General features: G+C 45.0%; 15 protein-coding genes. 4 read left to right on the forward strand and 11 right to left on the reverse strand.

The features are described from left to right. The first annotated feature begins 391 nt into the window (after positions 1 to 391). Entirely contained in the window at positions 392 to 721 is a 330-nt protein-coding gene (locus tag DFP77_RS18295; protein WP_114413644.1) for a hypothetical protein, read from the forward strand. Between the two features lie 25 nt (positions 722 to 746). On the opposite strand, the gene DFP77_RS18300 is transcribed toward DFP77_RS18295, so the two are convergent. Beyond that, positions 747 to 929 carry a hypothetical protein gene (locus tag DFP77_RS18300; protein WP_114413645.1) on the reverse strand — a complete coding sequence of 61 codons (183 nt, stop codon included), beginning with the start codon at positions 927 to 929 and terminating at the stop codon, positions 747 to 749. A gap of 56 nt (positions 930 to 985) precedes the next feature. Then, a complete protein-coding gene (locus DFP77_RS18305; protein WP_114413646.1) occupies positions 986 to 1216 on the reverse strand; it encodes a helix-turn-helix domain-containing protein in 231 nt (76 codons plus the stop codon). A gap of 132 nt (positions 1217 to 1348) precedes the next feature. Here DFP77_RS18305 and DFP77_RS18310 point away from each other — a divergent pair, with 132 nt between their 5' ends. From DFP77_RS18310 to DFP77_RS18320, 3 genes are read left to right on the forward strand one after another with little or no spacing between them, the layout of a single operon-like run. After that, positions 1349 to 1564, forward strand: coding sequence for a hypothetical protein (locus DFP77_RS18310; RefSeq protein WP_114413647.1), 216 nt, complete (start codon positions 1349 to 1351; stop codon positions 1562 to 1564). 2 nt (positions 1565 to 1566) lie between these two features. Then, positions 1567 to 2772 (forward strand): site-specific integrase, encoded by a 1206-nt coding sequence (locus DFP77_RS18315; RefSeq protein ID WP_114413648.1) that lies wholly within the window; start codon positions 1567 to 1569, stop codon positions 2770 to 2772. After that, a complete protein-coding gene (locus DFP77_RS18320; protein WP_114413649.1) occupies positions 2765 to 3406 on the forward strand; it encodes a hypothetical protein in 642 nt (213 codons plus the stop codon). Before DFP77_RS18315 ends, DFP77_RS18320 begins: the two co-directional genes overlap by 8 nt. 315 nt (positions 3407 to 3721) lie before the next feature. Here DFP77_RS18320 and DFP77_RS18325 read toward each other — a convergent pair whose 3' ends face one another. From DFP77_RS18325 to DFP77_RS18365, 9 genes are read right to left on the reverse strand one after another with little or no spacing between them, the layout of a single operon-like run. Continuing rightward, complete coding sequence (locus DFP77_RS18325; protein ID WP_114413650.1) at positions 3722 to 7765, reverse strand: DUF2357 domain-containing protein; 4044 nt, start codon at positions 7763 to 7765, stop codon at positions 3722 to 3724. Positions 7766 to 7768: 3 nt separating this feature from the next. Then, on the reverse strand, positions 7769 to 10474 hold the full coding sequence (locus tag DFP77_RS18330; protein ID WP_114413651.1) for a DUF8727 domain-containing protein: 2706 nt from the start codon (positions 10472 to 10474) through the stop codon (positions 7769 to 7771). After that, on the reverse strand, positions 10474 to 12618 hold the full coding sequence (locus DFP77_RS18335) for a hypothetical protein (RefSeq protein ID WP_114413652.1): 2145 nt from the start codon (positions 12616 to 12618) through the stop codon (positions 10474 to 10476). Before DFP77_RS18335 ends, DFP77_RS18330 begins: the two co-directional genes overlap by 1 nt. Then, the gene (locus tag DFP77_RS18340) at positions 12615 to 16052 is read right to left on the reverse strand and encodes a DEAD/DEAH box helicase (RefSeq protein ID WP_114413653.1); all 3438 of its coding nucleotides are present in this window, start codon (positions 16050 to 16052) and stop codon (positions 12615 to 12617) included. Before DFP77_RS18340 ends, DFP77_RS18335 begins: the two co-directional genes overlap by 4 nt. Next, positions 16049 to 17545, reverse strand: a complete 1497-nt coding sequence (locus DFP77_RS18345; RefSeq protein ID WP_114413654.1) for a protein kinase domain-containing protein — start codon at positions 17543 to 17545, stop codon at positions 16049 to 16051. Before DFP77_RS18345 ends, DFP77_RS18340 begins: the two co-directional genes overlap by 4 nt. Then, positions 17542 to 18270 (reverse strand): PP2C family serine/threonine-protein phosphatase, encoded by a 729-nt coding sequence (locus DFP77_RS18350; protein WP_114413655.1) that lies wholly within the window; start codon positions 18268 to 18270, stop codon positions 17542 to 17544. The genes DFP77_RS18345 and DFP77_RS18350 overlap by 4 nt, the downstream gene beginning before the upstream one ends. Beyond that, positions 18263 to 18844 (reverse strand): VWA domain-containing protein, encoded by a 582-nt coding sequence (locus DFP77_RS18355; RefSeq protein ID WP_114413656.1) that lies wholly within the window; start codon positions 18842 to 18844, stop codon positions 18263 to 18265. Before DFP77_RS18355 ends, DFP77_RS18350 begins: the two co-directional genes overlap by 8 nt. Before the next feature lies 1 nt (position 18845). Continuing rightward, positions 18846 to 20576, reverse strand: coding sequence for a Card1-like endonuclease domain-containing protein (locus tag DFP77_RS18360; protein ID WP_114413657.1), 1731 nt, complete (start codon positions 20574 to 20576; stop codon positions 18846 to 18848). After that, the gene (locus tag DFP77_RS18365; protein ID WP_258861215.1) at positions 20573 to 23443 is read right to left on the reverse strand and encodes an FtsK/SpoIIIE domain-containing protein; all 2871 of its coding nucleotides are present in this window, start codon (positions 23441 to 23443) and stop codon (positions 20573 to 20575) included. Before DFP77_RS18365 ends, DFP77_RS18360 begins: the two co-directional genes overlap by 4 nt. Between the last annotated feature and the right edge of the window lie 73 nt (positions 23444 to 23516).

Genomic DNA, 23516 nt, shown 5'->3' on the forward strand with positions numbered 1-23516 from the left:
AACAATCAGTCACAACAAAACCCCTAACCTATAAGGGCATTAAAACCAGATAAACACTAGATGTAGTGTCTGGTTGCTCTAAATGGATAGCCCTTATAGATATACAGTATAGTTTTAAGTGGCACCAATCGCCAAGTGAATTCTCGCAAGAGGATAAATCCCAAACTCTAAGAGAAAAATTAGGGAATCTGCTCTAGGCAAACTGGACTTCCCAGAGCTAGGGGCAGGCAGCCCATCAGGGCCGCTGATTATGCTGATATTAGCCGTTTGACTAACTTGAATTAGTATTTGTTAAGCCACCCTACCGATGACTTTAAGAAATAGCCTTTGTAATGGAAAATATTACAGTCGATAATCCAGATACCCATTAAGCGAAAGAGCCGAAACAGAAATGAATGAACACAAGAAGCTCATGAAAGCCCTTCAGATAGCCCAAAACTTCGGTATCACTAGTATCAATCAGATGATCTTCTTCCTAGAGATAGCTAAGACAAAAGAAGCATCTCTTTCCATTTTCGACCTAGCCTCTACTGATGAGGCAACCTCCGCAGAATATAAATCTGCTCTAGGACAGTTTCGAAAGCTTTCTTCTGGCAGTAAATATCGCTCTAGAGATGGACTTGGATTAGCGGAGTACGCAGACTTGGGAATAAATCGGAGAATAAGACTTACGGCCGAAGGCAAGCGACTACTAAAGCAGCTGGATGAAACGATTCTTTGATGGATTTTCTCTTGCACTCCTCCCGCTAAATAGCGAAATACCCCAGCGCTTTGAGTGAAATAATAATTAGAATAGCTAATTTTAGAAAAGTCGTATCACTTCTCAATTCAACGAACATAAGCTTTATTTCTGTAGCTAATTGCGCCTTACCAGAATCAGCTCCCGCCTCTGCTAATACTTTATAAAGATCTTTATTAACTTCTTTCACAGCTTACCTTTCTCTGAGTTATGGGAAATGAAAACAGCTAAAAAACATGCTTAAAGTCATCCCTCATCTTCATGAACATACTCCGCAAGTTCATCTAATCCACACTGAAAATAAGCACATAGCTTATCCAAATTGTCTGTCACCGTACTATAACCTTTATGGTTAATCATCTTTGACAAAGTCATACGGTTAATGCCCGTTTCTTTGGCAACCTCACCAATCGTAATCCTTCTTCCTTCTTGAAATGACTTTTCTGAAATCATCTCGTTCAACCTAAACCTGATCATAAATAAACTCTTTTGATGATTTTTATGATCAAAAATATTGACAGACCACATCAACCGACTTAATCTTACAAGAATTGATAATATATATTATCAATTTACAATAAATTTGATCTTTAGATAGGATATATACATATGAACACCTACCTTAGCACAGAACAGTTGTCAGAGAGAATACATTACACACCTCGCACCATTCGAAATGAGCTATTGGATTCCTGCCTATTTGAAGGACGTCATTACATTCGCCCGTTCAATAGAAGAAAAATCCTGTTCATTTGGGAAGCAATAGAAGAAGACATGCTGGTTCAAGATGACACACTAGCTATGGCTTATACAGAGGAGGCATAATAATGGCTAGTATCAATATTCGTAAAGAAACCAACACCCTTTATCTCGATTTCCGTTACATGGGGAAACGTTGTCGCGAACAAACTACTCTGAAACCCACCCTCGCAAACCGTAAAAAGCTCGAACGCACACTAGTTCAGATTGAGTCTGAGATTATAGCTGGAATCTTTCGTTACAGTGCTCATTTTCCAGATAGTAAATCCGCTAAAAATTTTGATGATTTGGAATTAAAAACCCACCAGCCTGAAGAGTGGAAACACCAGCAAAACCAGGTAGAGGTTCCAATTTTTGAAGAGTTCGTTGAAGGATGGATTGATCGAAATAAGGTTGCTTGGCGTCGCTCTCACATCGTTAATATTGAAAGTATTGTCACTAAACACTATTTGCCTTTCTTTGGAAAAATGAAAGTCGACGACATCACTCGAAACGACATTCTTAAATTTCGAACCTCACTCGCCAAAGTTCCGGGTCGAAATGGAAAAGAAAGCCTAGCCAACACACGCATTAATAAGATTATTAATCCTCTAAAGCGCATATTTGAGGACGCCGCCGACGAGTTCAACTTTACCACGCCTTATATAAGGATCAAACCGTTAAAGAGCCCTAAAACGGACGCGTTTCCTTTTACGATCGAGGAGGTGAACTTGATATTAGATACAGTACGACCAGACTATCGAGATTACTTTCTAATTCGTTTTTTTACTGGCATGCGTACAGGTGAGATCGATGGCTTGAAGTGGAAATATGTGGACTTCGATCACCGCGTTATCAAAATCAGAGAAACTATTGTTGCAGGTGAAGAAGACATCACCAAAACAGAGTCCTCGGTTCGTGATATTCACATTAGCACGCCCGTTTATAACGCCCTACTCCGCCAGAAAAAGCACTCAGAGCATTATGGCAAGTTTGTATTTTGTAATCGCAACGGGGAAGCAATAAACCACAACAATGTAACGCAACGCATTTGGTATCCTTTGCTGAAACGCCTTAGCCTAGAAAAAAGACGCCCCTACCAAACTCGCCATACTGCCGCGACGCTTTGGCTTGCATCTGGTGAATCTCCTGAATGGATCGCTCGGCAGATGGGCCATGCAAATACCTCAATGTTGTTTCGGGTTTATTCACGTTATGTCCCTAACCTTACCCGTATGGATGGCTCAGCAATCGAAAAACTACTACAAAGCAAACTGGGGGTAAAATATGCATAGTTTACAAAGTCAGTTCAACTTATCAGAAGCAAAGAACCAAAAACGTTTCAAGGGCTGCTACCTACTAGAGTCTGTAAAAGTAAAAATTACAGATACAGGCTGGCCAGTCCGCATTGCTACCATCAGAGATGTCGAAAATTGGGATTTTTTAGAGCTTCGACTGCTCGGCAATAATTTTTTGGCTATTAATCACTTTGTTGGTGACTATGTGCAACTAGAAGCTGCCATTAAGCGATGTAAAAACGACTTATTTTACTACTTAGCATGGTACGAACCTGTTACGGGATTTTTGATGGAGTCTAGTGAAAAAAGGCAAAGTCATTACGTCGTTAAACAAGTCAGTCGTGATGCTTGCCTACAGTCACTAAGAAAGCGAATTGTATTGTTTTTGAATACGTCGGAGCAGTCTTTGTGTTTTGACATACTTAAGAATTTCAGCGATGGTTTTTCAACCAATGCCATAAAGAATCTGTGCGAGAAACTGCCAAGCTTGAGCAATAACCAACTGATCGTTGAACTGGCTTGTCTAATGGAAAAATATGGTAGCGACATAAGCTCAATTGGACATCTATTAAACCAACTAGAAAACAAGCGCCCCTATCGAGTATGGGAGCAAAAGCTATTAGGTGAATAATCAAATCATGATTGAACATGGTCAATGCATAGCGCATTGGCCTCATCTTATTGGCTATTAGCCTTTCCAAGATCATTTGATCATCACACATAAAGTATATACTCGACCATATTGCTAACGCGGATACCTTAGAAAAACTCGAAGCACTCTTGCCTTGGAATGCACCAAAATCGGTTTAGATTAACAGAACTGGCGGATAACTTTAGGGGTGGATATAAGAGCGCTTACTAAAAACCAAGTGATAAGCGCATCTAAAGTGATACCTAAACCGAACATTATTGCGATTTTATCAAAAGAAGGTACAAACCATCCTGGTTAGTCATCTGAAACAGATGTAATGCCTATCGCGTTTGCACCAGCATTTCCCGTTAGGTACATCCGCAATGCGTATAACAGATCGGGAGTGTTGCGGAACATTTCAGGCTTTTCAATTTGAAGGCTGATTCGGGACTTAAGCTCGATGTCACTATCGATCACTATTCTGGAAACATCATCTACCAAGGTCACATATTTTTTTGTTAGATTATTATTCGGTGCGAAAATAATTTTGAACTCTTCGTCTTCAATCCGTCGGCTTCTCAGGAGTGCAAGAAGAAGTTCCAAGTGCTTACAGAGAGTCGCGATCTGATATCCTTTCCCATCATTAACAACCTTATGGATGTCGAACTCAAGGCAGCCATATAAGCCTCCAGATAAAGCTACGAGATCCTCTTTAGTCAATTTGTTGATCAGTGTTTTGGAACGCCAAAAAGCTATCGACAAAACCTCCATGGTAATGGATCTGGTCAGGCCCTCATTATCAATGGGGTCGATGACATTCTCCAACAGCTTTTGTTGGTATGGCAGTTCGGCATTACCGATGGCGAAAGCAATATTCTTGTAGTACCTCCGCATAAGCTTTTTATCCTTCACAGCATCAAGGAGCCGGGTACCAACAATCCTGGGGGCATCCTTATGTAGACAACACAGAAAGAAGAAAAGCTCCTCTTTAAGGGTGTCCGGCATATTGTCTGACTCAATTATTGATATGATTTTTTGAGTACCTTCGAATATCGCGCTTCTAAAATGGTCAGGCACATCTGACTCTGAAAGGGAGTGGCCATGATTCCAGATGGTTAATGCTGGAAAACGGAGGCTGAAAATTCCTTTTTCAGCATGCTCCAGCGTTCTGGAAAGCTTCCGATTGATGGTATCCTTTGCCTTCTCTCGGAGCCGTGAGGGCAAACTCTCTGAAAATGATATATTTGACCCGGAAGGACCTTTTTCATTTGTAAAAACATCCAGATAAACCGAGCATCCTTCATATAGGGAATTTTCATCAACAGCCTCAATAAATTCAGAACTGTGGCAAAACACACTCTCGCCCTCAACATTGACTCGGCAATAGTATTTCCCGGTACGGTCAGTGGTTCCCCATTCCAAATAGCCGACTTTTCTTTTATTCAGGATAGATTTAAATTCCTGTTCATAATCGAACGAGATCAGATCATTCAAGCCTGCAATTTTGGAGCAACACCAGTCCAGAAGGTCAGAGAAGCTTTTGCCATCTTCTTTCGGGAATTGCTGAAAATCGGACCAGCTTTTACGGGCTGGAAAATCTGGAACCGGCAAGTTCTCAAGATCGGCTGCCTCACCCTCTGATGCTGAGCGCCATTCCACTCGAATAGATTTGAAACCCGCCTCTGCTGAATTTAACGGAATAAATCTAAGTTCGTATGGTTCATCCGCTCCATAGGTGTAGGTCATCTTCAGTTTGCAGGCTGTGGCCTTCTTCAAAGGAAAGGCTGGCGATTTCAGGTATGCAACAAAATGCAGCCCTTTATTGCCTTCTCCCTGCTGCAGAGGAAAACTGTAATGCGTTTGTCCGGCTGGAAGAGTAAATGACTCTTCTACTGGTATATTCACAGTTCTGCCACGTTGCGGTGTTACTGTCGCATCTTTTACCAAATAGAAATTTTCAAAGTGCCCATCACGTACAATTCTGATCGACAGCTCTGGCAGATGATCACGCCAAAGGGCAATGTCATCAACTTCCTCCTGCCATCTGTTTAAAGTCTGGCAGCCTTTTATTGGTGACCATGCAGACCCCAGCCACTTGTAGTCCTTTAGCAAATCTGACTTCCTGATTGTATCCTCAAGAGGCAGGATAAAGACACCAACTCCACGACAATCCCTGTTTGTAGAGTTCAGGCAGTCACTGATAGCTTCGTTAGATAATATGTTGAGATATAAATCCTGAGTTAGAGCCTCTCGAATAGAACCTGGCAAGTGATACCAGTGTTTATCTTTCACAAAGGACACTTCCCCTGAATCACTGGTTAAACCATCGAAGCCGAACAAATGGAGGAGCTCTTCAGATGTCTGGCAGTCATCACGGTCAAGATTGTGAGCCATAGCAGTATGAATGCTTCTGTTTGGCACAATAACCGTAGGGTGTCGTTCCCAGCTCATGCCTTGTGTCTCAGACAATATTTCGTCCAGATCTTTTTGATATATTGCCTGGACTGGGGTTATTGAAATGCCGCCGTCAAATGAATCAACCACCAGCACAAAATCTCTCTCTTTAACTCTGCCCTGTACAAATTTCTTCGATGATTGCCATGCAAAGATAGCGGCTATGCTTTTGGGAAGCGGTGTCGAATCGTCAAAATAAAAATTGACGCTTTTTCTTATTCCCTCAAGGTCGAAGTCATTGACCCAATCAGGAACAAGATAGGTCAGCTTTTCCGCCTTGATATAGTCACTCAACTTTTCCATAAAAAACATCGCTGCACTGCTTTTGGTGGTATCTGGCAGTGTTGAGCAATGTGAAAAGAGGCTCCTCATGCTGACCGTTTCAATATCTGAATGCAGGGCGATTGATTTTGCGTAACCACAGTCTATTACCATCCCTCCATTAATATTTAAAGGCCAGTGCTGCTGAAGCAACCTGAACGGCAGGTGCGCCTGAGAGCCTGTGTTATTCGTGAACGTCGGACGGATAGAACACAGGTCAACAACAGAGCTATCCATCCGTATTGGACCACTTTGGTTATTTGTCGGCACAGAGTATTCAAACGGGGTATCCGTGACAAATGACAGTATCGCCTTCGGTATCTCTTTGAGAGTTGTTGGCTCTATTTTTAATTTCTTTTTTGCGCCCTGAACTTCCTCAATAACCAGATTCTCGGAAACGATCTGTAATAAATACTTATCCTCACCGACTTGTATCTTCCATTTATCACCCGTCAAATTGAAATCGACAGTGATGATTCCTGCTGGAAGAGTTATGTCTTCAGCACATTCACCTTGTCGGTTGCTGCCGATAACAAAAGAAACTTCATATCCGGGAGATAATGAATCGAGCTTAAGCTTGCTTGACAGATTGTTTTGATGAAAAAATAAATCAACACCACTTTCTTGTGTTACAAAGCCAAACTTCTTTTCATAATTTATAGTTTTGATCTTCCCTTTGATCTTTGAGTCAGCCGCAGGAAATAAATATCCCCGGACTGGCAATTCTGGGGAGATAGAAAAATTATCATAATCGAGACCGACCGGTTGCTGAACGATTCGAAAGCGCCCACTATGGTTGAGTAAGGAAAGGGTATTCCAATAAATAACACTGAGGATATCGCTATGGACTCTTTTGCTGTCCCCAGTGATCTGCTCGTCGATGGTTTGGAGCCAGAGCCAACCATCCCAGACTTTTCGATAACGCTTATCCTGAAGAAGTGTGTTGTTGGGCGGAAGATTGCCCCAATTACCAATTTCAGCAGCATCTTCTGTTCTAAGCCAGCGCTGGAGGGAAACAAGCAGTTCTTCACAGGTCTCTTCTGCCGCTGCAGACAAAGCATACTGTCTTTCAATCAGAATCTGCTCCAGCCGGAGTAGAAAAGCTTTTAATAGTCGGTTTTCTGCCGTATCAACACTGGCTCTCCGCCTAACAGCCTTCATATAGGGCTTGCCAGAAAGCTTCTCACGGAGTGTTCTTCCCGGCTGACGACTGAGCCATTGAATACTGTTGCTGTCAACCTCTCTTGCTGCATGTATTGGCAGCATGGCATGTTCGCGTAATATCTTATCCCGAGTATGCTCCATGATTGCCAGAACTGATTCCTTTGAGTGCGACACAATTCGATAGATACGGTCCTTTATCTCGCCCTCAGGTGACTCATGCCGCACCGATTTCTCCACGGCACTCAAAAAATCGACAATTCCGGTATGTAGTGCATGCCCTGAAACAGGATCGAAGCTCGAGACTTCCGTCAGCCACTTGCGAACTATTAGTATCCAATTGGCTTGGGTCTTTACCTCATCTTTATCGTTTAGCCCCCTATAAAGAGATTCAATCGAGTCAAATTCAATGGTTCTTTCCATTATCTATGACTCCTTTGTCTTATTACACAAATCCTTGAGTGATTTCGCTTCTTTTACGTCACATGACATAGTTCTCATTATTTCGTTTGTGGTTAGCTGCCATAGCTTCTTTTGATTATCACTTGCAAATCTTTTGAGGTCACCAGGGATAAGACCATCTCCCACTTTTGAACTACTATGAAAATTTGATTGTTCAGCTGAGGCAACTATGGCCTCTCTGGAATCGTTATTATTACTCTCACCCAAAAATGCATCATCTTTTAAATAATTAGCACTATTCCAGATAAACTGCCCATAGCCAAACTCACAAGCAAGATCGAAGTCCTCTACGATGTTATAATCGTCATTGACTAGTTGAGTTCGTATTTTATCAAGGCAGTCTAATTTTGATTTCCCTCGGGTTTCAATTCCTCGAAGTTTTGGCATAACCTTTTGAACAAGCTGGTCTTCAAAGGCTACTTTCATTGCTTTGCCCAAGCTTGCGTCATCGTTGTTTCTCTGGGCTTCCAACACATCTGGATAATTAGCCATGTAATACTCGATAGACTGCCATACCCTGTGCCCCAGAGCTCTACCAACCTTGGACAACGAGGTATTCATTTCTTCAATGAATCCCTTGAATGGTAAAATCTGATCGTCATTGAATTTGCTTTCTTTGCACCACCAACCCTCCCACAGTTTGCGGGACAGCAGAGGAGCCTGTTCGCCCAACGGTTTCAGCTGACTGCGTCGTTCGAGAGTGGTCGGCCTGGGAAAATTGATTACTATTCCTCTATCGAGAACCTTATCCGAAAGAGATTTTGTTGTTTCGTCCTGATTCATAGTTCCTGCCCAGAGCACATTTCTTCCAAGAGGCAGATCATATTGTTGAATACCTGCGCCAAGCTTCACTTCAAGACACGGCACTTCGTTGCCTTTGCGACCGCGTCGCAGCTCAAGCTTACTTAGAAATTCAGCAAAATAGAGCTCAACATGAGCGAGGTTCATTTCATCCATTAATATGAGACTCATTACATCCTCTAAGCCTGGATAGTCATTAACCTGTGCCTTTTGACTTTGTGCCAATAAACGCAGAACTGGCTGGGCATCAAATTTGTTATCGATGGAATTGAAGAAGCCAAGCATCGATTCCTGACTGTCCCAATTTGGCTGTACAGACAGGCTCAGAAAATTGATACCGCCAAAATGGGAGTAAAGTCTGGGCAGTTCAGATTTACCTGTACCACTAACCCCAGATAGAACGGTCATGGGTGACCACTCAGCAGTTTTTAAAGCTGTATGAAACGCATAAAGTATTCGTCGTGGAAATCTCAAACCATAATTTGCACAAGATGTCCTAATCCTATCAAGCCATTGAATTTCACTAATTTGCTCCTGCGCGCGAGGCAGACTCTTATGAATGTATGGAGTTTCAATGTCCCGAACCCTTGCTTCTCGGTCCTGTTCACGCTCGTAAGAAGACTGTAAACGTTTCAGCTCTTCCATCAATCTGTTATTGTCGGCATCCACCGATTCAAAACGTCTCTGCAAAGATTTGTTTTTATCGGTCAGTTCCGCTACCTGCATTTCAAGATCCGACTGTGCGCGTGCTGAACTTCTGAGAGCCTCATTTTCTTCAGAGAGTCGCTCACAGGCCAGCTGCAGTTCGCTCTGTTCGGACTTCAAGCGATCAAAAGCTTCCCGCATCTCCTGTGTTGGGCGTGTGGCAAGGTCATCGCGCAGCTTTTTAATTTCCTCTTCATAGGTTTTCAGTTTCAGTAAAACAGCGGCTGGGTCTTCATCACCGAGCTTATGCTTCAATTCTTCAAAGTTTGAAATTAGAGCACTGCTCGTTTTGATAGATTCTCTCAAACGTGCAATTTCATCATTAAGCGCAGACTTCTCACTCTCGAAAGATTGCTTCCGTTCAACAACCTTGGCATCCACCTCAACGTTTAAATGAGCTTCTCGTTCCTCAAGGCGGTCTTTGCTGGATTGAAGGCGCTGCTTTTGATACTCAAGCTCATCCTTGAGTTCATCAAGCGCAGCCTGATCCTTCAGGAAAGCCTTTCTTTTTTGTTCGAGCTCATCTTTTTCCTGTTGAATCGCAGCCTCATGAACTTTCAGTCTATCAGCTATCTCTTTCTCCAAGCTTGCTATTCTGGATGTCCTCTCCTCCGAAAGTTCTTTTTCAATGGCAGTCAGAGCGTTTGCCCGTTTTGACTCCTGCTCCTTTTCATGTTCTTTCCGAAGATTGAAGAGCTCGTCATCAAGCTTTGCCCGGGCATCTGCATACCCATTGTCCCTTTGGATTTCAGCCCTTTGTATCGCCACCTCTCTCTGCCGCAATTTTTCCTTTTCGGATTCAAGAGACTCCAGCTCACTTACGCATTGAGCTTCCCGCTGCTCCAATTGTTTTTGGAATGCTGCGAACTTTTCCTCAAAGAGTTGCGGAAAACCGTTTTTGGCCTGAAGCTCCATCTCTTCAAGCTGAACACGTTTGTCATTCAGCTCCGCTTCTTTTTTAGCTATCGCGTCTTTAGCGGCTTTTAGCTCATGTTCCTTTTGAACGATAGAGGTCTCTTTTTGACCAAGAGAATGTTCTAATTCTTTCAGTTCCTGCTGTTTTTTCAGGAGGACTTCCTCTTTAGCGTATATAGTTCTATCACTCTGAGCTCCTTTTCCATTATCTGCGCTTATCTGAGTGTTATTATTTCTATTAGAGTCCATTAAAATACTTCCATAATTATTTTGACTAGTTTGAATACATTGATTTTTAATGACTCCAAGTTTTCCCTTGTAAAGTCATGTTGATGATGATTCCCGTGACCACGAAGTTTTATCAACTTGGCGATAAGCTCAAAGCAGTTCGGAAAACACCTTTTTAGAACTAGCAATTCACCTTCTGATGCGAGCAAACAGAGTGCAAGAAGTTGAGCCCCAAGAGTTGTGCTTGAGCCTTGAGTAGCACGATATAGTCGATCTGCATTTATAGTACTAATCTGCACTGGTATTGCATCAGACGCTGGAACCAAACCAGATTGAACGATTTTTTCAATCGCCTCATCCCTCAGTTTATTTCGATTTTTGACTATTTTTCTCCGGTCCTTCGCTACTTCCAGCAACGACAATTGCATAATGGACGCCAACAAATTTATGTAGCGCTGAAGCTGCTCGTTATCCAGAGTCGTCCTCTGGCTTAAGATCGTTACTTTGACCAACTCTTCCCGTAACGACGGGGAAACAGCTTGAACAAATCCAAGCCCCAATGACTTGTCCAGTTCGATCCTGGCCTTCAATCTGACCTGATCAATATCTCTTTCCTGCTTTGTTTTGGCTGTATAGGCATCTTCGGTTATATCCGGTATTAGCGACTGGATGAGCCGAGTGGTTCTATCGCGATAGCCCTCAAGGGTTTCCGGTGAAAGTTCAACATCGGTTGAGCTTCCATGGGATACCGGGTCCCTGACTTCTTTCAGCGCATTTATAAAGGAGAGACATCCAGAGTCTTCAATGGCCAGATGATTCAGCGGATGGTTGGGATCATTTATCGCCCCGGCTATTGCCAGAGCCAGTAGTGGCTGCATCTCGGAAACACCACGGTCAACGGCTCTGATTTTGCCGGGTTTCACTTGAAGAAGGACCTTCACACTGTCCGAAACATCAAACCCAATCTTGGTAGCAAACGAGCGCAGTATCTTGTCATTTTCCCGGTAGGACTGTGACGAGAACAAGCGTTCCCAGTGAGTCACAGGGTTGTCAGATACAACAAATCGCAGCGCCCATTCTATGGCTTCATACAAGGCGACTACCGCCAAGCCGGTCAAACGGGCGAATTCCTGCTCATCATTGGATGAATCAACCTCGATCTTTTCAGCGTCTGAAAGATACTCTTGTGCGCGTCGAAGTGGGCGTGCTATCCGTGGATAGTTCTTCAACCCGTCCGCCGCTGAAGACTCATCCTCAGCCTCTTCATTGCTTTGATTGGAATTCAGTCTGTCGATAACCCCTTTATTCTTCAAATCTATGACCCACTTCCAGTCCTGAGAAGTAAGGTAATTGGCAAAGCTTTCAGAGAAGCCAAAGCCGCATCCATCCGTCACCAAAAGGTCAGAATTGCCTATCTGGATAAGGACATTGCAATGCAAGTAAACCAGTTCTGGATTCTCATGTAAGGATATGGCTTCAGCCATTGGCACCGGAGGCGGGTACTGATCGACACCTTGGTTCAACAGGGCATGCCGTTTATATTTCTTCTTAAACTCCCTTATGGCTCTGATAATATCGTTGGAGTCAGGAACTGCTTTCCAGAAAGAGTCTTTTGCAGGGCGTATCTGTCTTGCACTGACCCTCGACTTCTCATTGGTTGGATTGATTAGAAAATCAATAAATCCGTTGTCACCAATCCTTGATATTTTTTTATAGCTCAGCTGCTCCGTGCTGACATAGGGAAGAAGCTTCCCGGACAGTAGATCTACAAACACTGTGGCCACGGTGTATTCCAGATTTCCGTCTGATTTATTCTGCCACTCGTTCAGAAGCTCCTGCCCATGCTCAGACAACTCATAGCGGTCATTTAAAAGGCCGAGCTGGTTGAGGCGATTCTGAATGAAGGCCACCAGTTCCTTTTCCAGACAAGTGAGCAGCGCAATCTTTTCTGTGTCGCCGGATTCTATCTCGGTTATTTTCAAGACAGTTTCTTCAAAAACATTGAGGCCGCTCTTTTTCTTTTGCGGAATAGAGATGTTGAAGGCGTGACATGGCCATAGAACACTTTGTCTGGCGGCGATGTTCAATCCATCCAATGCTGTGCGGAAACTGATTACTTTAGGACGATGGTCTTTTGCTGATTTTTTTGTAGAGGGCGCACTCATAGGATCACCCCCTTTTCATGGCACAAATCATAGAAGTTTTTCAGAGCCGGTACTGCATCTACAGCTATCTGGGTGTTTGCAAGGACGCCGTCTCCCACAATGGCTAAGACCTTCTTCTGACGACTCATGCTCACACATAAGCGGTTTTCCGACATGAGATGGCCGAATAGTTTTTGCTGCTTCTTTTTGTAATCCTCCTCGTTGCGTATATTAGGCGGCAAGGCGTTCATGTCCTGAGACCTCACCATGGAAAGAAACACAATATCGAACTCCATGCCCTGAAAGGCATCAACAGTACCGATGCGGAGCCGCTCTTCGCCATTTTCAAGAAAGCGGTATTCCTGACATATCTGCCATGTACCATCCTGTGCCCGCTCCGTGATACCATATTTTTCTAACTCTCTGTAGACTTCAAATACTTGAGGTTTATAAAAACTAATAATTCCAAAACTAAGGCCTGCATGTTTTGAATCACCAGTCAGTTCCTGCATAAATTCTGCACTGGATTCTCTCGATTTGATCCAAGTATTAGTTTTTTCAGCGATAACTTCTCCCTCTATACTTCGCCATCTCTTCCCACCATCTTTGTTGTAACCTTCTGGCCCTCTACTATTAGGTACATCAAACCATACTGCTGCTTTATCTTCGATGCCTTTTAACTTCTGGGAAAAATACTTAGCAGCTAAAGGAGATCGATAACCTTCATTGTATTGGTTATAAAAGTTGTGGCTTGCAAAATCCCCCAAAATCGGATGTGTTCGGTACTGAGCATCCAGCGTCACTGTTCGTTTGATGTCATCTTTCTCCTCCAGTTTCTTTAGGCGGTTGAACAGATACTCAAACATACTTTTTTTGACAAAATCGACATCAACCGACGGACCGGATGAATCGCCACCTTCCAAGGCTCTCGCGACCTCCTCATCAATCAAATGAGGCAGCTGCCTGTGGTCCCCGACAAGGATTATTCTTTTTTCCGCCTGAGACATCGGAATAAGCAGGTCTCGCGGGCTGGTTCTCGCCGCCTCATCGATGATCACCGTATCGTACCTGACCATTTCTGTTCGCTGATCATATCGGACGTTTTTATTCTTTGAGCGGATGATATCTTTCCCGACCGCCTGTTGAGTGGTTGCAGCATACACAAAGTTATAATCCTCTATGGCCTCACGAACGCCATCAGGATTGTCTTCAAGCTCATGTAAAAACTCAGCCAGTATTGCATCACGTTTATTGGTTGAATTGAGTTTTTTCTCCAGAAGCTGAGATACCGTTGCCACCAATCTCAAAACATCTTCTCTTGGTTTTTCAGTCCTGAAATCAGGCAAAGGCAGATATTTATAAAGTAGTGATTCTTTCAGTTCTCTAAGCTCTGGGAGAAAACTCAAAGGCTTACCACAGCGCCAACGGGCCGCTTTTTCAAGAACGCTTAAATCTGGATTAGCCAGTTCGTCTTCGATCTTATCCAGCAAATCGACAGCTCTTGCGGCACCGTCGTCAACAAAGGCTGCTTCACTGACACGCAGAGCTCTAACGAGCCGCAAGGTGGAAGGATCATTCGACTTCAGTTCGGTTTGCAGGGAATTGATGATTTCTTCTGCCTCACTGGTGATATCCTCAGAAATCACGTCTCTGGGCAAATCCAGAATACGTTTCATTAAACTGACTGTGTTGTTCTTCGAGGGACACAATGAATATGCGACAAACAGTTCAGCCAGTCTTACCTGATCTTCCGTCTGAGCAATTTGAGGATTCTTGATACGAATATTCTCGGCGACATTGGAGCACCATTTGTTAATTTTTTCAGTAACGGCATCTGCCGTAAACTCCGAATCACCAGACCTTTTGCCGAATTTAACTGCCGGAAGGGCATTAACACTCAGTCTCGCAACGATGTTCTCCACCGCATCATGCTGAAAGCCGGAGACAAGTATCTGACCTCTTATCGACTTGGTTTTGTCATATTCCTCATTGAGCCGTTCAAGAATTGCCGTGACTACAGTTGTTTTGCCTGTTCCCGGAGGCCCCTGAATAAGAGCAATATCCGGGGTGTTCAATGCGACGTCGATGGCCTCCACCTGCCTGTCTGTGGGCGGATGCTTAAAAATCTTCTCTTTCACGAAGGACGTCAAAGGCTTCAGTTTGGTGACGCGTTGTATGTCCGGGAGTGTTCCTCCTTCTTCAATCAACAGGCCGAGAAGCGGATTAGCACAGCGTCCTTCCAGAATGGCTGAGCGTGCCCGCATTCGTCTTTCAATCTGAATTTTGTCTCCATTGATGGACAGAATCAAAAACATCGGACCAGACGGTATTGACGGCAGGTCCAATTCAATGCTGGTTTTTGAAAGTTTAAGGATTGGGGCATAGACAGAAGCTGGCATTTCAGCATCGTTCTTTTTCTGATCCTTTTTGGATGCAAATTCTTCTTCCAGAGCCGTGCTGTAGGCTTCCCATGTAAGATCCGGATTCTGGATATATAAAGGCTCCTCGGAGGTTATCTCTATCTCATCACCTTCAGTAAGTTGATCCGGAATAGACGGCACAAAAAACTTCACTCCTTTTGTTGTCTGCTCTGTGCCATGAAAATCAATTCGACCGACGGCTTTCGCCCTTGCCAACAGCATTTCACCTTCAATAGCGCCGTATTCATCCCACTGTTTCAAGTAGCTCCCGGTTTCCTTGGTAAGCTGACTCATAGCTCCAGCAGCTAAAGCACGGATGCGACCCGTCTTAGTGTAATCAGAAAACTGGACCGCCCCCCTTGCCAGACGCAATGATCCTTCACTCTTCTGGTTATCTCTAAAGACCGCTTTGGTCGCAAAATAGATGTTCTTTGACTTATCGACATTGCGCCTTTCAACCGGGATACGAACCCTCTCGCCATAGATAGAGAATTCCCGGTATTTCTCCTGCACAACGGCTTGAGCGTCAGTCGAGTCTTCATCCTCAGGAGTATCCGCTTCAAAGTCAGCCTTGGCAGATGGGCCACTCATAAGCAGAAAGAAATCTTCGTTGCCAACGCTGATTTTGCATTTCTCGTTTAATACGCTTCCCAGCTCTTCAGCTCCATTAAAGCGAATGCCATTTCGTTTAGCTGTTGACTCTATGCGTTCATCAATGCCGATCTCCACATCACCAATTTCAACAATCTCACCATTGAAAAAGATGATTTTCACAAGCGTACTGCCGTCCTTGGCAACCTGCATTACCTCGGCAAGGTGCGCACAGCCTCTTTTTAAGTGGAAATTCAAATCTTTTCCGGCCGAGGCGTCCCGGAGCACCACGCTCCACTGCTGGCCATCGATTCTTAATCTGTATGCCTGCCCGGCATTGTTAGGGGCGATATATCCAACACCCGTGTTTGGAGTCTCTCCGGACAGCTCCGGTTTCATCCATAATTCAAAGGTGATTTCAGCATTTATGTCTTTCAGTCTCATTTGCCACCTCCGCTGATCATGCATTTAACCAACCGAGGACTATTCAAATGTGCGAACATCCAAAACTGAACATCCGGTGTTACCCGGTCTATTTTCATCTGTGAATAAACCTTCTGAAAACCACTTTGCGGGTGGCTGTCAGCGGCAACGGATAAATCGGCTTTGCCATGGTCTGACTTTTTAATCAGAATGCCATTATTGCTCGAAGAAATGAGCACCTCTGCTGTATCAGAATCAATCATTGCAAACTCGTTAAAGACTCGTCTCGGTACTGTCAGCTCTGCCCCCTGCGAGATCTCACGTACATACCGCCAGCATGGTGAGTTCAAGGGTTTGTCCGGTCCATTCCATCGATAAGACTCAAGAATGAGTACCTGCGGCCTCTGCGTTTTACAGTAAGGGCAATTGTGACCCTCTGTTTCCGGGTGAATGAAATCATAGTAATAGTTCATCGAGCAGCCTGGGCACGTGACGGTCATATCCGCTGCCTGAGCAAGAGCTTCAGGCCAGTGATAGATAGTCGGCCGCAGCAAGGGAGATGTTCTTCCCGGTCCGAATGTGCCCTCAAACAAAGCGGTCAGCTTCTCTGTAAGAAGAAGGGATCTGGGTAGGCCGCTGTTGGAAGAGTTGGAATCATCATCTTGGTCATCAACCCAAGGGAACAATCCGGCATAAGCCTTATCTTCAATATCCTCGTCATCATTTTCTTCATCAGCCCAGTCGCCTTCATCCGTTCCATCCACCTTCTTTCCGACAAAAGGGTGAATCAGCGAAAGAAGGTAGAAAGCCACGACAGCGAACGCATGACAATCGCTTGAAGGTCTTCCACCGTCTTTGCCCTGCACCAGCTCGGGGGCTCCGTACTTTGGTGTATAAACAACACTTCCGCCTGCGGTGATTTCAAATCGAATATTGTCGGCATCAATCAGCCAGACTGCTGAATCATCAAGCCCTTCTGAAATAAAGATATTGTTGGGAGAGATGTCACCATAGACCATGCCATTGCCGTGAAGGCGTGCCAGCAATGATGCGCATTTGTAGAGCGCATGAAGTCTGCGTCTGAGCCCACCGGTTCTATAATAATGAACAATCTTTTTAGCTTCGTTCTCCGGCATTGCCGAAAGCCATGCCGGGATATCGTCTGGACCAATATTTTCTGCGGACTTGCCATCGAGCCAGAAATGACTGAACGGAACCATTTCACTCAAAAGCTGCATCACATAACCGGCATTGTTTTGAAGCAGAGCTGCCGGTACGGATATATTCAGGTTTTCTGGCAGAGGCAGGAGCCGGACGCGCTTAAAGCGCTTTGAATACCGTTCCACCGACTCCTCATCGGTGACCGGAGTTCCGCTTTCATCTGTAACAAGCTTGATCGCCAGATCAGGGTCCTTGGTACGGAAAACGACGCCTTGGCCACCTTGACCGAGCACCTTGTCCTGAATGTGTACATTCTGATATTCATCCACATACTCGTTGAACCTTTGGCTCATTGGGAAGCTCCTTTCTTAAACAGACAGGCAATCGTCTTGTCATCGGAGTGTCCCGGGACCGGCCATTCATTGAGCCACCGTTTGAGATCCCTCTTTCTTTCTTCCGACTCCAGGTCTGCATAAGTCGAGTAGAGTTCCTGTGCAAAGATCATCTGCTTTTCAGGTAACAGGTCATCGGATATGCCATCCGTGCATAGCACAACTGCATTGCATGCCGCGCTTTCAATCGTCGCGGTTTCCCACTGATCGGGTTTGAACTCCTGCTGAAGGCTGTTTGTATAGTTCGAGAAGGAATCCTGTTTGTTGTCACTGAGGATAAGGTGGTTTTCTTCAGTTTCTCCAAGGGCTACAATCATTCCATCACCAAGGCGGCCAAGAGTGATAATCCCTTCGATCTGGATGGCAAAAAGGCATGTGGCCGAACAATCTGTTGAAGAGTACGGGGCTATTTTCACAAGCCAGTTGGCATGAATGAGCCTTAAAATATCAACGATATTAGCATCGGGGGTATTCTGGTAGCTCTTGGCAGCCTCAAACACCGCCAGACAGGCAGCTTTTGAACCGTGATCTGAATGTGCCTTGCTGCCCAGTCCGTCCGATACAACAACGACATTCCCCCATTTATATCGGCGTGCCATCCAAGAATCCTGATTTGGAATTCCGGCTTTAACATGTAGGGGGCCGATTACTGTGGCACCCCAGCAATTCCAGAGTTTGTCAAGCATCCCAATCCTCCTCTGGTTCTTCTGTTTCAGCCGTTGCGGATTGCAGAATCTGGGCTGTAGATGCTGGCGCGGTCAACGGCTCATCCGAACCAAAAATTGTACCGTCTATCGCTGAAGCGATATTCTCCGAAAGGTAAACTGTGTTGTTTGTGGCAATTTTCTTCAACTTCAGCAGGTCAGCATCAGCGCCGACTGCAACAGTCCGGATGATAAGGTCGGTGAATGTACCCAGTTTGGTCTTAAAGCTTACGATGTCTGAATTGGGGAAATTGCCATCAGACAAAATGAGAACCATCGACCTCCCGGTATCATTCACATGCTGGGATAGAAAATCGGAGAGAGCACATACGTTAGAGGAACCTTCAGCGTTTAAGGCAGGGATATTACCGTCGCTTTGCAAAACGATCTCGGAAACACTCTGCGCCCATTGATAAAAGCGGATATTTAAGCCTGAGTATTTTTCCTGATCTATGAGCCTTAACTGAGCCGCATATCGGCAAAGATTCCGCTGAAGATGGATTTTGCCCATTTCACTCATACTGCCGGAAACATCTACAAAAATAAAAAGTTCCATCTCAAATTTTCCCGAAAAAATTTAGCAAATGCTCAGAGGCACCACTACCAAAAAACCATTCCACATTTATAAGATCATCTGATTTTTGCTTTATCACAGGATGCGGGGGGCGAAAAGACGAAATCATTACTCCGTGCCCTTTCACACCACCAAAATGTTTGGCAGTTTCACTCAGCTTCAAAACATGGTTCGCTTCAACCTTTCCACTTTTACATTCAATAATGAATAAGCGATATCCATCGGTACAAATAACATCAAACTCTTGATAAGCGATATTTTCTTTAAACCCATCATGGTAATACTTAAAGTTATTATTGGAGTCGACGTCCACAACAGAAACCTCTAACCCAAGGCGTAAATCTTTTAGAACAGCAGATTCTTTTAAGGGAAGTAACACACTAAAAACATACACCTCTAGCCACTTACCCATCAGAAACTCAAGAAAATCAGGGAATTCATTAAACACAAATGACTTACCGCCAATTGTTAGCTTTGCTTGTTTATCAATTGTCAGTTCAGCGTAGAAATCATCGCCCCAACTCTTGAATGATTTATCATAAATATAACTTTTCAGCTCACGATACTTTGACGCGATCAAGTTACGATTTTCCCAGATTATCTGAGAGGCATTAATAATTTCTCGAGAAAGTTCTTGTTCTGTAAGACCAGGCTTCGATACTGTTAATCCATCACCGTTCAACTTCAGAAATGTTTCAACCGAATCTATTGAAACAATCTCACTTTTAGTAAAACTATTAAGATTGATAACCTGTTTCTTTGAAAAATCGAAATAAAATGGCGTTGCATTTACCTTACGACAGGCGGCAAGCGCCCCTGCATACATCAACTTGGTTCCACCCGTTAAGTTAAAGCCGATCTTCGAATCAACAGGCATTTTCGCGATCAGATCCAAAATCGTGCTTCGGACATTCTCAGGGTCATATGGGTCCACCGCAATTTCAGCGTATTCAGCTTCTCCAATAAACTGTTTCATGACATCGGCTGGAAACTGTGCGGAATTCACAAAGATATGCTTACTGCTTGAAAACTGGAGCACGCCAAGCAGGTTCGGCATCCGCTGTTCGCCGAACAGGTGAAAAATGGCATCATATTGGTCAGATTCCATATTAGCTGTTCGAACCTGTATTCCATGCCATTCCAGCCACTCATTTGGCAGAACGATGCTTTCTGGAGGCCTTCCTGGGTGAGAAGATGCGATAAGGCGTTTTTTTAGCGTTGGGTGCCTCAGGGCCGCAAAAGCCCAGACGAAAGCCATAACCGGAGTCCCCGGACTCAGGTAGAGCGTAACGAGCTTTTCACCTTCAGATGCGGCAACCGCATGCAGGGATTGAGTCGCAGCCTCATAGATGCCCTCCGTGTCATTGAGATGCGTCAGCTCCACAGAGTGGAAACGCACATCGACCTTTTTACCGGCATCCCGAAGCTGTTTCTTTAGCCATTCATTAAAATGATGGTGCGCAGCCCCTGTATTTGAAAACAGGTCGACAAACTGTCTCGCAGCAGCCGGGTCAGAGCCTTCAACACCTGCAATTTTTTGCTGAAATACATCAGCTTTGTATTCGGATTTATCCGGGTGCGTAAAGCCGAGGATGATCACATCGGTGTAATCTTCCGCCAGCAAAGCTCCTAGAACGGGGCCGGTTGTCTGTTCCAGTCCGAGTGAGGCCCTGAAATCAGTCATTCCGTACCATGTCATTAAATATTTCTTCATAAACTTTCCCCATTTATGTATGGACGGAACCAACTAACCTGATTTTTCAAGCGATCGGCAAAGACAGCGCGATTGTCTGTTTCAAGTCCTTTAAATTTTCCTATTGCTCCACTGACGAACGAGCCAGCATCATCTTCATTCATGTAGAATCCGACGCGCATCTCAAAGAACCCAAGAAGGTCCTTGCACGATGAATTGCAGCGTTTCCAGTTATCTGCAAAGGCGATCACAAATGTCCCTTGCAGCGGACCGTCTTCCAGAATTCTCTTCAGACTCTCTTGTGGTGAAGGCGACTCATCTTTCTTCACCGGTCTAAAACTCGCTGGTCCAGAGTGAAATTCCTTGGTCGAATCCAGTCCGTCAATAATCACAATTCTTTTTGATTGTTGTAATTCCCCGGAGATCTCGGCCAGACTCAGCGCGGGAACACTCTCGTGCTTTGAAACAGGTCTACTTCCGGAACCATCGAGATATTTTGATGCCCCCACCGGAACTATGGAGCGCCCGTTAAAGTAGATGATTTCATCGATGCCATTTTGAGCATCCAAGCTTTGAAGGATGGAGGCGAGCAGACCGTCGTGGATAGCATCGTTATAGCCGGATATCAGTAAATTCGATGACGGTCGGTTAACCAGTGTCAGCGAGAGCGGTTCCGCCTCAAAACTCAACCTTTCACCAAGGTGCAGCTGTACCGCCTCGTGGTTTCTTGATTTAAACCAATCAGCTGCAGGCATTTCAGGCAGACGCGAGCCGTTGAATATTCTTGTTGAGCCGCAGTAACCACGCTGGTCTGCGATCTGAGTAATCTTGATAATGTGATCCTTGCACAGCCCTCGATCAGCAAATGGGATCAGAAACCGTTGATTTGCCGATTTTGCCCCGTTGGAATTGTTAATGATTCCCTCCGGAGGGCTGCTCAATTTGGAAGCCCCCCAGTTGCTGTTGCCAAGAATCATCGCGGAATCTTCCTCGCTGCAGGCAAGGGCAATCCGGCAGCCGATCTGGCTTATCAGCTGGCCCATCGAAAGAGACTGGATTCCTTTCAATGTCTGGGTGGCCAGCAGCACATGTATGCCGTAGGCCCGTCCTTGTCTGAGCAGCTGGTTCAACATTTTCTCTGCGGGTTCAGCCACTTGCCGCCCCTCAGAAAACAGGATCTGAAACTCATCGATAATCAGCAGGATACGCGGTAGTTCATTCCCTGTGGATTCTCTGTATTCATAAAAGTCGCGGACAGCCCGGCTTTTGAATTCCCGAGCTCGTTTTTCAAGCTCCTCGGTCAAATGCGCCAGAACAGTTACCCCGTATTCAGGATCACTCTCAGTAGCCACCAGTTTTGCTTGAGGAAGCGGAGGGGAAGCATAAACACTGAATTCCGTACCCTGCTTGTAATCCAGCAGGTAGATACTCAACTCCGAGGGTGAATACGTATGGCAGAGGCTATGAATCAGAACATGGAGCAGGTTCGATTTTCCGGAGCCCGAACGCCCGGCCAGAAGAACATGGTGCTCTGTATTCACCCCGCCGATAGAGAAAGGAACGATCTCGCCATCTGCAGTCCAGCCGATCGGCACCTGTATACCCTGAACAGCGTCGTGCCCCCAGTAATCCGAATTGCACCAGAGGTCAGTCAGGCTCTTGCTGAATTTCGCGCTCTGTTCATATCGGTCAGATATGGATGCCAGAAAATCGGTCAACTCAGAACGTCCGGGCCAGAACTCCTGTTCCTCCACAACATTGATTTCAGAGACATGCTTGGTCAGTATCTCTGCCGGAACAATGGAATCCATTCTATTGGAATATTTATCTATCGCGGTGCGCAGCCCCGTAAACTTGCGGTCCTCCAGCCGACTTTCATCAATGGTCAAAACCGGAAGCACGCCGCAGACAGGGCCGTGTTCCAAAAGGCGGCCAAGGTACCAGAGGCTTTTGTCCGTCAACTGCTCCGGCACTCCGAAAATGAGCAACAGTTTATATGGTATGGGATTGCTGCTGTTTGCCTCGTTGTAGGCGGACCAGCTCTTGATCTCTCCATTGAATTTATTCTGAAGCAGATCCTCGACATAGTCCGTTAACCGGGCCAGGGCATTTTCCAGTTCGTCCGACCGGGTCAGCAATCGCTGCTCGGGAAAGAGCCGTTTTACTTTCAACAGAGAAAGGAACGGGTCCAGAGACGTGCCCAGTCTCAGCGGATCTGCAGCGGTAATTTCAACATTGCCGACCGGCATGCAGTGCATCAGCCGAAGCATCAGCTGGTGAATCAACGGATGTCCAGTAGTCTGGTCAGGCAGCCAGAGCGATTTCTTAAAGGGAAAAGGGATCAGCCGTGGGATGTAACCTTTCCAGTTCTGATAGGTGAGGTACATGCGCCCGAACGCCAAAGCATCAGGAAAGTGTATGCCCGTATTGATATTTTCGGCTGTTAACTCATTCAGGTGCGGCTGGCGCTGGCGGACTCTTTTACATAGATCATCAAGATTTTTCAGTGCCGAAACCCATTCCTTCTCAAACTCATCGTGTACTCGGTGTTTTCTCTCGCGAACCTGCTCTTTTTTTGACTTGAGAGCACTCAAGGCGACATTTCGTTTTCTGGCTGCCGCGAATTTAGAATCGACCAATCGCTTAATTTTGGCTTGAATACTGGCAAGCTCAACTTTCAGGTCATTCTGGAGATTCTCCAAACCAGCCTCTCGAGAGCTGAGTTTGGATCTGGTTTTGATTAAACTATCTTTGCTAAGCTCATTCTTCTGAATCTCTATTTGAATTCTTTCAGATTCCTGACGTTCGGCATCACCAAACACGTATTTTACGGTTGAAATTAAAATGGGGCGATCGTTGATCTCACGTAAGCGTCCGGCAAACCACACATTTTAATTATCTTCAAACACCTTAAAGTCTGTTGTCTTTTAAATCAGAGCAACAGACTCATGTTTACCGCGT

The sequence above is a fragment of the Marinomonas foliarum genome, from assembly GCF_003337275.1.
GTDB lineage: Bacteria > Pseudomonadota > Gammaproteobacteria > Pseudomonadales > Marinomonadaceae > Marinomonas > Marinomonas foliarum.